The organism is Pseudacidovorax sp. DMC4, from assembly GCF_056314265.1.
Genome location: NZ_JBQUYR010000011.1, coordinates 24939 through 37135, shown reverse-complemented (window position 1 = coordinate 37135; position 12197 = coordinate 24939). Strand labels below are relative to the sequence as shown.

The following is a 12197-nucleotide window of genomic DNA, read 5'->3' as shown; positions in this document are numbered from 1 at the left end:
GAAGATACCGTCATGCCCCTGACGGACCTCGCTTGCCGCAACGCCAAGCCATCTGACAAGCCACGCAAGATTGCTGACGGGGGTGGCATGTACCTTCTCGTCAACAAGACCGGCAAGTACTGGCGCTGGGACTATCGCTTCGCTGGCAAGCGCTTCACGATGGCGTTTGGCGTGTACCCGGAAGTCAGTCTGGTGCAGGCGCGAGAACGCTTGCAGCGAGAACGTGCGACCTTGGCGTCGGGTGTCAACCCGATGGTCCAGAAAAAGCTGATCAAGCACGCCGTGGACGGCGATGCCGTCAACACGTTCGAGGCGCTCGCCAGGGAGTGGCTGGCTCACCAAGCCGGGCGTTGGGAGGCAGTGACGCTTCAGCGCACCCGTGCATCTCTCGAAGCGGATGTCTACCCGGTGATCGGCTCACTTCCTGCCCCGTCGGTGACGCCTCGCGTGGTCATGGACTTGGTCAAGGGCATCGAGAAGCGTGGTGCCTCGGAGGTCGCCATGCGCGTGCTACAGCGCATCAAGTCCGTGTATCGCTACGGGGTCACTTACATGCGGGTGGAAAGCAATCCGATGGTCGACCTAGTGCCCTCCGACATCCTGCGGCCGCGACGCGTACAGCACCGGCCCGCCCTCTCGGCGGCGGAGCTCCCCAACTTTGTGCGCCAGCTGAACGATTACTCGGGCGACACCCACACGGTTAACGCGCTACGCCTTCTGCTGCTGACGGCGACACGTCCAGGGGAAGTCCGCGGTGCGCGGTGGAGCGAGTTCGATCTGGAGGCGCGTCATTGGCGTATCCCTGCTGAGCGCATGAAGATGCGCAGCGAGCACGTGGTGCCTTTGTCAACGCAGGCCGTGGAGGTTATCGAGGCAATGGTGCCGCTGAGCGGGACCCGAGAACTGGTCTTTCCCAGTCCGTTCTATCCGAGCAAGCCGCTGAGCGAGAACACATTCAACAGTGCTTTGGCGCGGATGGGCTACAAGAACTCGGCCACAGCCCACGGCTTCCGTGCGCTGTTCTCAACCATGGCCAACGAGCATGGATGGCCGCCAGACGTGATCGAGCGTCAACTTGCGCATGTTGAAAGGGATCAAGTTCGGGCGGCCTATAACCGATCAAGCTATTTGAAGCAACGTGCGGAAATGATGCAGTGGTGGGCAGACAACGTTTTCGACCAAATGGAAAGATAGAAATGGAAAAGTCGTTTCTGATCGATGATCCAGAATTTGCCGATTATCTGTTGGGTCTCGGCAGGATGTTGGCGGAGCAAATAAGCTTAACTTGGCCGAAACTAGCGGGTATTTACGCTTCTTTCGAGCAGGCCCAAGGGCTCGAGTATTTCAAAAACAACATAGCGTGTGGGCTCCTCGAAAAAGTGAAGAGTGATCGAAAGATATTTGAAGGCTATCGGCACGCGATCACGATTCATCACGAGTCCTATCTGATTGAGCTGCTGCTCGCCGAGCACCCGGATCTGCGGCTAAACATGAAATTTCAATGCACCCTTGCAAGTGCCGTGCACCTGGCCGCCGCTCAATTCTTCTCACATAGAGGAAATCACCTTCAGGCCTTTCGGGCGATGAAAGAGGCAATATATCATCTCGGCCCAGCGGAACTATTGACTGGGCACGCGAAAACCACCCGTAAAATTGTTGATGAAGAGCAACAAAAAACTGGGGCTTTAGGTGGGTCTACAAAAGCAAAAATTCACCATCTTCCACGTCAAACCGTTCTCTATAACTACATGATGGCAAATCCTAAGGCGATTGCAGCAACGATCGTCAAAAACCGTCAAGTCATTTTCCGAGCGGACTCCCCCGAAGAAAAAAGGCCGCCATGCGAAAACACTATTTACAAATGGTTCAATGAAATTAAGGATGGTTGGACCCCCGACAGCGGCAACTGAACCAGTCAACACCAAAGACTTATTTGGTTACAAAAAAAAGTTCCCCATCTAGGCCTTGCTGGGATGGAGGTGTGCTAAGCCGTTGTGCACCATGCGGGCTCCGACACTTTCAACGGAGCACAAAATGAACTTTCCCCCAGGACCGTATTTGGCAATCCCGCCCGAAGCCTTGCGCTGGAGTCTCTGGCAGCGCATGTACTGGATGCGCAAGCAGGAGGAGGCGGCTAAGCAGTCCACTGCCCTACCGAAGGCGGCCGACGACCAAGCCACGCTGCCGCACCAGTCGCCGGCCGCCCAAGGCGTCCACTGCGAAGTGGGCCAACCCGGACCGTCGTTGCACGGCGGCACTTGGCAGATCGAGGCTCAGCCGGCTGCGATCCACAGCGCTCTGCCTCCCTCTGCAGGCGCTACTCACATGTCCGCGGGAGCGTTCGCTGACTGCGCGCACTCCGAGCAACCGGTCCCCCCGAGCGCACCGCCCCCGGACGAGAAGCGCACCAACACGCCGCCGCGCAAGAAGCAGCGTTCGCCCAAGAAGCACCGCGCTGAGCCGCCAGGCTCGGCGAGCCCGGCCGCAGATGCCGGCACGTCGCCGCCGACGCCTGAGGTGAGCCGGCAGCCGGCTTCCCGTGATGACGAATCGCTCATGCGGAAGCAAGATCTGCTGACCATGCTGGCCTGGAGCAAATCCAAGCTCAGCTACGTGCTGAACAAGAAGGGCACGCGTTACGACCCCACGTTCCCGCAGCCACTGCACTTGGCCGGCAGCAAGACGCCGTACTGGCGGTGGGCCGAAGTCGCAGCGTGGATCGACGCGCAAGCGAAGAAGCGCGACGCGTGACCGGGTCACCGGCATAGCGATCCAGCCCAAGGGACAGGCCGCCCTCGAGCGGCCTAATTTTCGCTCTTGGCGGAACTAGTCTACGGCCGGACGAGACCGCGCCCCGCGCGAAATTCGCACGGCGCGGCGCGCGAGCGGAACAAGCGGATCAAGTCTGGCCGTGCCGCCAGGAACGTCGTAGGACACGCGATTTTCCGCCTGATGCGTCTGCCAGCGGGTTGCTCGATGCCAAGAGGCGTTGCTGAGATTGCGATCTCCCTAGAGATATTGCAAACCGCCCGTCTCCAGGAGCGCTGCCTCAAGCAGCGCGCAGTCCGAGATCTCAGCCCGCTTCCGAACACGGTGACGCTCGTCACCTTCCCCATCGAAGAGCAATGCCGACGGGCTACCCGGCCTTATCGGCAAAGCTTTGGATCCTGAGCCCTGAGGGTGCTCGCCCTTCACAAAAAAATCAACCGAGGACCATGAGGATGACCATGACCTTGCCCTCACGCCCCCGCGGCGCCATCAAGCGCCCGCCATCCAAAGAAGCCGCCGCTTGCCTGGCCGCCAAGGCCGCACTCACAGCCCGCCGCCGGGAGCGGCACGTGGACGGCAAGATGTACCTGGTCGAGACCTACGACCGCCCCCTCTACAACCTCTCGCAGCTCAGCACCAAGGCTGCGCGTACCAACATGCCGCTGCTGACCATCGAGACATCGGCCAGCGGCAAGGTCAGCATCAAATTCACCGAGCTGGGCGAGATGGCCAAGGCGGCCCTGAAGGCCGACTGGCCGATGCTCATCGGAACGTACTGCCACCACAAACTCAGCCCGGTGCTGAAGTTCTTCCTGCAGCTCCTGCGCCTCTTCCCGCTCGAGACTCTGGTGACCCACACCAAAGGCCCGATGAGCCTGATCGAGGCCAAGCGCTTCGAGAAGGCCGCCGCCCGCGTCCTCGCCATCGTGCGCAAGCGCCTGCGCAGCGCCGAGATGAAGCGCGCGGTCGACAACTTCAGCCGCAACGCCCGCAATAACTTCGGCCGCTTCATGAATGGCGTTGACTGGCTCGCCGAACGCCACCGCCACGTCGTGAGCGTGCGTCTGGACCTGTTCCTGGACAACCCCCGCAGCCGCCCTTGCCGCTCGGCGTGAAGCCCGACATCGAGGTGGCAGCTCGCCTCATTTCCCTGCGCGAGCGATTCATGCGCTGGCTGCGCGAGACCTACCAGGGCAGCTTGCTCACGACCGCCTGGGCGCTCGAGCATGGCCGCCACCGTGGCTACCACATCCACTTCTGGGCGGTCTTCACCCCGGACAGCACCGAAGCTGTCACGGTCTTGGCCGAGGTCCTCGGCCAGAAGTGGAAAGACATGACCGGCGGCAGCAAGGACTGCTACTTCAACTGCCACGAGAAGGTGAACGAGTACCGCTACCGGATGATCGGCCACATCGACTTCCAGAACCCGAACACCATCATGGGTGTGCGCGCCCTGTGCGCCTACTTCACGGCCGCGAATCTCTTCGTGAAACTCGACCTCGGTGGCCAGCGCACCTTCGGGATGAAGGGTTTCCCGAGCGGCCCGCTCAAGAAGCCCGGTCCGAAGCCGAAGATGAAGCCGCCCATCATGCGCGTGCCGCTGCACTTGGCTGCCGAGCGCTTCGTGACGTGGATTTGAGGAGGCCTTGATGCACAAAGCTTCGCGCATCGCCTCGGCGGCGGCCCTGGCAGCATATGAGGGGGCCTTGGCTCCGTCCCAGTTAGCCGTCCCGGCCGCTTCCAACCATCTGCCGCTGACTAAGCGGCATGCCGCCTTGTTGAAGATCAAACACCTCGCCGGCCGCGCGCCGGCAGTGGTCGAGGATTGGGTGAAGGTGCGCAAGACGCCGACGGGCGACTGGCTCTGGCTGGCCCAGGACGCCATCACCTTTCTGGCCGCTCTGGCGTACGTGGGTCAGACGGCTGGTCAAGCGCGACTGATGAGCGTGGACGACCCGCGGCTCTTGGCCGTCTTCAAGCACATGAGTCCGTTCATGGGCATGCGGATGCACCCTGACCAAGTGCAGCACGTACTGCAGGCCAATCCCTGGCGATGGGCGGAAATGCTGTACAAGCAATTCACACCGCTGATCAAGCTCATGCGCTGCCGCTCCCAGGTCGAGCGCGAAGTCAAGCATGAGCTGAAGTTGGAGGAGAAGCTGCGCAAGCTGAAGGCGCGCCTCCTGGGCCTAGCGAAGAAGTATCCCGACGCCGTCGTGCTGCGGCTGGAGTTGTACGCGCCTTGCCCGGCGCACGTCGAGCACGGTGAAGCCGCGACGGCGCAGGCAATGGCCTCGCTGGCGCGCACGTGGCTGCAGAAGGTCGGCAAGGAGCTGGACGCGCGGATCGTCAGCGCCGAGATGTGTCCGCAGCAAGACGGACAGCTCAATGTCGGAATCCACGCAATGGTCATCGTCGCCAAGCAGCCCAAGGACGCCAGCATCCGCCTGCACGAGAAGGCGGGCGAGTTGTGGGAGAAGGAGGCGGGCGCAGGCAGCAGCTACGTCATCTGCAAAGGAGCAAACCTGCAGGTTCGCTATCGGGGTCGGCTGCTCAATGCGGAAGGCGACAGTCTGCAGTCGGAACTCACCGACGCCGCGGCGTACTTCATCTATGGCGGTGGGCTGCTGCCGCTCGTACCGAGCAGACCTGACAAGACGTCGAGCCGGACGAAGTCCAGTTCCGAACTCCGCCAAGTGCCAACCCAGTGGGAGAGGAAGTGGTGACTCTGGAGTAGGCGACGCGTGCGGGGGCGGTGAAGCCAGTCGCCGTCCGCGCGCGCTCGTTTGCAGGTCGCTCCGACGGCTGGCGCGTCGCATGCCGACTTCACGAGGGGCATCGCCCGGAAACTGCTTTGGTACGGTAGACCTGAATACGATGCAGTGGCACTGGCATAGGTAAGTGCCGCTTGTCATACAGCGATGATGCCGCGCACAGCTTCGAACTACCGTAGCGGTGGCTAGCCTAGCCCGCCGCTTAGGCAGGATGCCTCTTTGCGTGCAAGTAGACGGTAGCGCTGAGCTAGCGGCCCTAAGATCAGCTGCTGCGCTGCTAGCCTCACATAGGCACTAAGCTGCTCTCAGTAACCCGCCCGCGACCGGTTGGCTACCGCCATGTAGCGAGCACCAGCGGCCGGCTCGATATCGGAGCGCTAGGCGGTGCGCCGTGTCTGCAATACATCGCAGGAAGCAACTCCCATCGAGCCGAAGGGCAACGATGGCGCTGGCGATTTTGTATGGCAGAGAGTCATCGAGCGCCCAGCTGGACAACGCGAGCCAGACTGTGGTTGACTATGATGAAGAGCCAACTGATCTTTTGCCATGTCATCACAGCACACGCTTTTGTCCGATTCCTGCACTGTCCCCGAGGCCAGACTTGACTTCGTATTTCGGAACGCGGTTATGGGCGAGGTCGATGGTGAGACCGTTAATGACCTTCGCGACCCTGAATGCCGGATCTCGGACGACGTCCAATCGCAAATTGATGGTCTAGCAAAAGAGTACAACAACACCAACGACGAGATCCGCTACGCGTTGGCGGATCACGCTAGAGCAAAGGCGGATGACCCCTACCACGACCTGCCGCCCGAGGTTGACGTGGAGCCAGGCGCTGGTGCGTGACGGCGCCGCCGTCACTCACCATCTGTGGCGCCCTGCTGCTACGCGCCGTCGAGGGGGGCAAAGGCCGGGCTGCCGGCCATTTGGCAGCGAGTGGCGCAAAGACACACTTGCCCGGCTAGGAGTTGCTAAGCAGTTTCGCCGGCCAAAGGCAGCAACATCCTGAACGTCAGACTTGGCATGCACGCCCGTCTAACCGGCAGCGAGCCCCACATCGACACCTGCCACGATGGGCCACACTGGCGCGGAAACTAGGCCCATGGCAAGAGCAGCCGACCCCAAGGTGCTGGAGCCCATGACAGTCACAAGCGAGGGCGCGATGAGTGCTCCGGCGGTGCCAAGTCCAGCAGCCCTAAGAATTGCGGCACCGCTCGCCGGGTCCTTGGTGAGCTCATCCAGAAATGGTGCGACTGGGCTGACACCGGCGCTCACCAGAATCCGCTCCGGAGCTACGCCTTCCTCTTGCTACGTCATCAGCGCGGTGAACAACTCGTCTTTGCCCAGCGCGTTGTTGGGCATGGGAATGGGTGAGCTTCCTGTGCCTGCGCCGATCAGGGTGCCTGCATGGCCGACTCCCGGTATGGTGAAGAGGCGGTGAAGCCCTTGGATAGCCAAATACCAGCTCGCGATCACGCTTGCCTGCTGGACGCGTCGGTGACCGCGGTTAGCAAGCAGCAGGCTTCGGGTACGGCAGATCGCGTTAGTCATAATGGGATGACATGAGTCCTCTCGTCCCCCCACCCCGCACGTTGATCGACGGAGCGCAGCCCGTGCCGTTGTACTACCAAGTCGCACGGGACCTGGAAAAGCGCATCACGTCGAGGCAACTCAAGCCCGGGGATCCTTTGCCTACCGAGTTGCAACTCTGCGAGAGCTATGGCGTCAGCCGCATCACCGTGCGAAAGGCCATGGAAGACCTTGTAGCCAAGCGGCTGGTGATGCGTCAGCGCGGACTGGGTACCTTCGTGGCAGAGGCCAGTTATGCGAACCGTCTCGTCAGCCACGTGGGCTCACTGCATGACGCTGTTGCGTACTCCGACGCGCTCACCTTCCGGCAGCTGTCTCGCGAGACCCTGCCGGCGTCCGGCTTCGTTGCGGAAGCTTTGCAACTGCCAGCCGACTCGCAGGTGCAGAAGATCGTTCGGGTGGGGTGTGTGGATGCCGATGCCGTTTCCCTGACCGACATCTACGTTCCGTCCGATCTGGCAGCCAGACTGACCAAGATCCCCGCCCGAGGGAACGTCTCGATCAGCAGGCAACTGGAGGAACAACTGGGCGAGCCGCTGGTGAGGGTGGAGCAGACCGTGGTGCCCGTGGCGGTCACCGAGCTCATCGCCGAGCACATGGGCCTGAAGCTCAGAAGCCCGATTCTCCAGATCCGCCGTCTCTACACCGCGGCGTCGGGGCGCCACGTCGAACTGGCAGTGGTGCACTACCACCCGCAGCGCTACACCTTCAAAATCGAACTGGCGCGCTCCGCGGGCAGGATCTGATCGCGCCGTCGCGCGAACTGCCGTGTGCAGTGCAGCGGACTCAGGGAGACCATAGTCCATCAGAAAAGTGCCAGCATGCGGCCCCATCGGTGGCCTTCCCGCCCCGGCCCGCCAGCCATGGCGTGAAGACGCCAGGCTATTCCGGCTTGATGCCACGCTCGGCGATGACCTTGCCCCAGGCGGCGGACTCTGCCGCCATGAAGCGGCCGAAATCTGCGGCTGGCTTGTATGCCGGTACGACGCCGGCCTGGCGCAACTTGTCCCGGACCTCAGGCGTCTCCAGGATCGCCCGGATCTCCGACGACACCCTGTCAACGATCGCAGGCGGGGTGCGGGCGGGCGCGACGAGGCCGCCCCAGGGCACGGCGACGACGCCGCTCACGCCCTGTTCCGCCATAGTCGGCACCTGGGGCAGATCGGCCTGCCGACCCTCGGAGCTCACGGCGATGGCGCGCAGCTTGCCCGAGCGGATGTGGGGCAAGGCCGTCTGCGAGTCGGCATACATCACCCCGATCTGTCCACCGAGCAGATCGGTCATGGCCGGTGCGGCGCCCTTGTACGACACATGCTGCCAGCGGATGCCCGTCGCACCCGCGATGCGCTCCATCGTCAGGTGGCCCAGACTGCCCACGCCGCTACTCGCGTAGTTGATGCCGGTGCTGTTCGCTTTAGCCTTGGCGATCAACTGGGGCAGGGTATGGACATCGGCAAACTCCGCCACCGCTGGATTGACGACCAGGACGTTGTACTGGTCGTAGATCTCGGCGACTGGTTCCACGTCCTTCTGGTAGTCGAACTTCTTGCCGTAGAAGTGAAAGAAGTTGACCGTGGGCACCACCAGCATCATCAGGGTGTGCCCGTCGGGAGCCGCTGCCTGAAGCGCGGATACCGCGATGGTGCCGACCGCACCTGCGCGGTTCTCGATCACCACGGGCTGGCCGAGGCGTCGCGCCAGCTCGTTGCCGATCACGCGCGCCACCACATCCGTGGTACCGCCCGCGGGAAAGCCCACGAGCAGGGTGATGGGCCGGGCCGGCCAGTTTTGAGCAGCTGCGGCCGCGGAGAGCAGGCCACAGAGGCCCGCCAGCAGCGCAGCTGCCACGGTGCGCCGCGAGGGATTGTTCGCCATCGAATGTCTCCTGGTTGATCAGTTGTCGCGCGTGACCTTGGTCTGGCGAACCACGTCGCCCCAGCGCTTCGTCTGCTCCACGATGAAGTCGCGAGTCTGGGAGGCGGTCATGATCTGGGGCGCCATGCCCATTTCGGCATAGCGATTCTGGACCGCAGTCTTCTTCAGCGCATCGTTCAACGCCGAGTTGAGTTTGTCGCGCACCGCGGGTGGCGTACCCGCCGGCGCGACCAGCAGGGTGAAGACGTTGGCGTCGTAGCCGGGGACGCCGCTCTCCGCCGCCGTCGGTAGGTCTGGCGTGAGCCTGGACCGCCGCGCGCCCGCGGCCGCGATCTCCTTGATGCGGCCGGCCTTGACCTGGGCGATGGCCACGGTGGGCGAGAGCAGCGCGACCTCCACCTGGCCGCCCATCAGGTCCTGCAGCTGCTGCGCGTCGCCCTTGTAGGGAATGTGGGCCATGTCCACCTTGGCCAGCAGCTTCAGGTACTCGAAGGAGACGTGGATGGGACCGCCCAGGCCGGTACTGCCATAGGTCAGCGGCTTGCCCTGCGCTGCGCGCTCCTTTGCAAGGCGCAGCAGTTCCTGCATGTTGTTCGCCGGTACGTCCCTGGCCACCACGAACATCAGCTCGGTCTGGCCGGTGGAGCCGATAAAGCTCAGGTCCGTGAGCGGCTTGTAGGGCAGCTTGGGGTCGAGCAAGGACAGCAGGATGGTCGGGCCCACGCCGCTGATGCCCAGCGTGTAGCCGTCAGGAGGCGCCTTGGCCACCATGTCGATGCCCAGTGCGCCGGCTGCGCCCGGCTTGTTGTCGACGATCACGGGCTGGCCCAGGCTGGCCTGCATCTCCTGAGCGAGCAGGCGGGTGGCCGCATCCGTAGGCCCACCTGGCGGGAACGGCACCACGATCTTGATCGGGCGGGTCGGATAGTCCGATTGCGCATGCGTCGGTGCGGTGACCGACAGCGCAAGCGTGCTGAATGCGGCCGCGATCATCAGCCGCCGCCTGCTTGCGGACCGAAACTCGTGCGTTGGCATGTCCTGTCTCCTTTGTTGTCGATGATTCGTCACAGGCGGCCGGCCCATGGCCGCAGGGAAAGGGCCGCTTTCAATCTGGCCAGCGGCCCAGTTCGGCAGCCTGGACGAGGGTCGGGGAAGGCGCCCAGAGCCGACCTTGTGTCGCCTCCTGCTGCCGCACCTGCGCCAGCACCCAGTCCAGGCCGCGCCGCTGAGCCCAGAACATCGGGCCGCCCTCATGGCGCGGGAAGCCGTAGCCGTAGATATAGGTCACGTCGATGTCGCTCGCGCGTAGCGCGACGCCTTCCTCCAGGATGCGCGCGCCTTCGTTGACCATGGCCGTCAGCACGCGGTCGACGACTTCCTGATCGGAGATCTCGCGCCGGGCGATGCCCAACTCGGCGGACACGCCCTGGATGAGGCGCTCGACCTCCGAATCCGGGCTCGCCTTGGCCGACGGCCCCTGGCCGTCGTAGACGTAGTAGCCGCGACCGGTCTTTTGGCCGAAGCGGCCGGCCTCGCACAGGCGGTCGGCGATGGGCGAATAGCGCAGGGACTTGTCGCGGAACTGCTCGCGGTACTGGCGGATGCGCCAGCCCACGTCTAGGCCGGACATGTCGCGCATCAGATACAGGCCCATAGGAAAGCCGAAGCCCTGTAGCGCGCGGTCGACCTGCCATGGCGTGGCACCTTCCTCGACCAGGAAGTCGCACTCTCGCCCGTAGACCGCGAGGATCCGGTTGCCGATGAAGCCGTCCTTGTTGGCGGCCAGCACCGGCACCTTGCCGATGCGCTTGGCCAGTGCCGTCACGGTGGCGACCACCTCCGGGGCCGTCTGTTCAGTGCGCACGTTCTCCTGCAGTTTCATCACGTTGGCGGGGCTGAAGAAATGCGTGCCCACCACCGAGGCCGGCCGCTTCGTGGCCTGTGCGATCTGTGCGATGTCGAGCGTCGAGGTGTTGGTGGCCAGGATGGCGCCCGGCTTCATCACCTCGTCCAGCCGGCCGAAAATCTGCTGCTTCAGGGCCATGTCCTCGAAGGCGGCTTCGATGACGATGTCGGCATCGGCGGCGCTGCCGAGATCCAGGCCAGTGGTGATGCAGGCACGCGCCCGCTGTGCCCTGTCTGCCGACAGGCTGCCTCTTCGCACGGAGTTCTCATAGTTGCGCTCGACGATGCCGATGCCGCGCGCCAAGCCTTCCTGCGTTGTGTCGATTAGGGTCACGGGAATGCCGGCGTTTGCCAGACTCATGGCGATCCCGCTGCCCATGGTGCCTGCACCGACCACGGCCGCGCGATGGATAGGCTTCGGCGCCACGCCCTCCAGCCCAGGGATGCGCGCAGCGGTGCGCTCGGCCTGGAAGACGTGGATCAGCGCCGCGCGCTGGGGGCTGTCCACGCAGCGCTTGAAGGCCTCCGCTTCGAAGGCGAGGCCCTGCTCGATGGGCACGCTTACGGCCTTTTCGACGCAGTCGACGATCAGTCCGGGCGAGAGCAGGCCGCGCCACTTGCGCGCGTTCTGCCGGCGCAGGTCGGCGAAGAGCGCGGGGTCGGTATCCTGCAGCCGGTCGCGGCGCGCGTCCACGCTGGGCAGTGGCAGGGCCGCATCGACCATGCGCCGGGCGAAGGCAAGGGCGTCCTGCAGCAGGTCGGCCTGAGCGACGGCATCCACCAGGCCCAGCGTCAGGGCCTCGCTCGCACCGATGGACTTGCCGTCGAGCATCAAGGCCAGCGCCCGCTCGGCGCCGATCACGCGCGGCAGGCGCTGGGTGCCGCCGCCCCCGGGCAGCAGGCCGATGTTGACCTCGGGCAGCCCAAGCTGGCAGTCGGGCGTGGCGATGCGGTAATGGGCGCCCAGCGCCAGTTCCAGACCCCCGCCGAGGGCGTGCCGCGCGAGCGCGGCGATCACCGGCTTGCCCGACGCCTGCATGCAGCGCACCGAGACGTTGATGCCCGGCGCGCTCAGGCCCTTGCCGAACTCTCGGATGTCGGCGCCCGGCACGAAGCGACCCTCGGCGCCGATGAGTACCGCGGCGCGGGCCGCGTCATCACCGGCGAAGCGCGTCAGCGCTTCCACCAGCTCTGTGCGCATGGCGGCATTGAGCGCGTTCATGGGTGGGTTGCTGAGTGTGATGACGGCGACGTCGCTGTCGAGCATGTACTGCACGGTGGTCA

At 63.9% G+C, this 12197-nt stretch carries 12 protein-coding genes; 8 read left to right on the top strand and 4 right to left on the bottom strand.

Annotation, left to right across the window (positions count from 1 at the left end; translation table 11 throughout):
* Window positions 1–12: 12 nt before the first annotated feature.
* The 7 genes from ACT54X_RS19940 (at window position 13) to ACT54X_RS19910 (ending at window position 6389) form a co-directional block, all read left to right on the top strand.
* A complete protein-coding gene (locus ACT54X_RS19940; RefSeq protein ID WP_476348094.1) occupies window positions 13–1194 on the top strand; it encodes a tyrosine-type recombinase/integrase in 1182 nt (393 codons plus the stop codon).
* A gap of 2 nt (window positions 1195–1196) precedes the next feature.
* Window positions 1197–1910, top strand: coding sequence for a hypothetical protein (locus ACT54X_RS19935; protein ID WP_476348092.1), 714 nt, complete (start codon window positions 1197–1199; stop codon window positions 1908–1910).
* A 124-nt stretch (window positions 1911–2034) separates the two neighbouring features.
* Window positions 2035–2751, top strand: a complete 717-nt coding sequence (locus ACT54X_RS19930; RefSeq protein ID WP_476348090.1) for a helix-turn-helix transcriptional regulator — start codon at window positions 2035–2037, stop codon at window positions 2749–2751.
* A 476-nt stretch (window positions 2752–3227) separates the two neighbouring features.
* Window positions 3228–3884: a hypothetical protein gene (locus ACT54X_RS19925; RefSeq protein ID WP_476348088.1), complete on the top strand. Its 657-nt coding sequence runs from the start codon at window positions 3228–3230 to the stop codon at window positions 3882–3884.
* Window positions 3869–4408, top strand: a complete 540-nt coding sequence (locus ACT54X_RS19920; protein ID WP_476348086.1) for a hypothetical protein — start codon at window positions 3869–3871, stop codon at window positions 4406–4408. The genes ACT54X_RS19925 and ACT54X_RS19920 overlap by 16 nt, the downstream gene beginning before the upstream one ends.
* A gap of 10 nt (window positions 4409–4418) precedes the next feature.
* On the top strand, window positions 4419–5495 hold the full coding sequence (locus tag ACT54X_RS19915) for a hypothetical protein (protein WP_476348085.1): 1077 nt from the start codon (window positions 4419–4421) through the stop codon (window positions 5493–5495).
* 675 nt (window positions 5496–6170) lie between these two features.
* On the top strand, window positions 6171–6389 hold the full coding sequence (locus tag ACT54X_RS19910) for a hypothetical protein (protein WP_476348083.1): 219 nt from the start codon (window positions 6171–6173) through the stop codon (window positions 6387–6389).
* A 462-nt stretch (window positions 6390–6851) separates the two neighbouring features.
* On the opposite strand, the gene ACT54X_RS19905 is transcribed toward ACT54X_RS19910, so the two are convergent.
* Complete coding sequence (locus tag ACT54X_RS19905) at window positions 6852–7094, bottom strand: hypothetical protein (protein WP_476348081.1); 243 nt, start codon at window positions 7092–7094, stop codon at window positions 6852–6854.
* 62 nt (window positions 7095–7156) lie between these two features.
* On the opposite strand from ACT54X_RS19905, the gene ACT54X_RS19900 reads away from it, so the two are divergent.
* Window positions 7157–7879, top strand: a complete 723-nt coding sequence (locus ACT54X_RS19900) for a GntR family transcriptional regulator (RefSeq protein ID WP_476348079.1) — start codon at window positions 7157–7159, stop codon at window positions 7877–7879.
* Between the two features lie 136 nt (window positions 7880–8015).
* Here ACT54X_RS19900 and ACT54X_RS19895 read toward each other — a convergent pair whose 3' ends face one another.
* The 3 genes from ACT54X_RS19895 to ACT54X_RS19885 form a co-directional block, all read right to left on the bottom strand.
* Complete coding sequence (locus ACT54X_RS19895) at window positions 8016–9008, bottom strand: Bug family tripartite tricarboxylate transporter substrate binding protein (RefSeq protein ID WP_295529223.1); 993 nt, start codon at window positions 9006–9008, stop codon at window positions 8016–8018.
* A gap of 18 nt (window positions 9009–9026) precedes the next feature.
* Window positions 9027–10001 carry a Bug family tripartite tricarboxylate transporter substrate binding protein gene (locus ACT54X_RS19890; protein ID WP_058642793.1) on the bottom strand — a complete coding sequence of 325 codons (975 nt, stop codon included), beginning with the start codon at window positions 9999–10001 and terminating at the stop codon, window positions 9027–9029.
* Between the two features lie 112 nt (window positions 10002–10113).
* A complete protein-coding gene (locus tag ACT54X_RS19885; protein ID WP_476348311.1) occupies window positions 10114–12189 on the bottom strand; it encodes a 3-hydroxyacyl-CoA dehydrogenase NAD-binding domain-containing protein in 2076 nt (691 codons plus the stop codon).
* Between the last annotated feature and the right edge of the window lie 8 nt (window positions 12190–12197).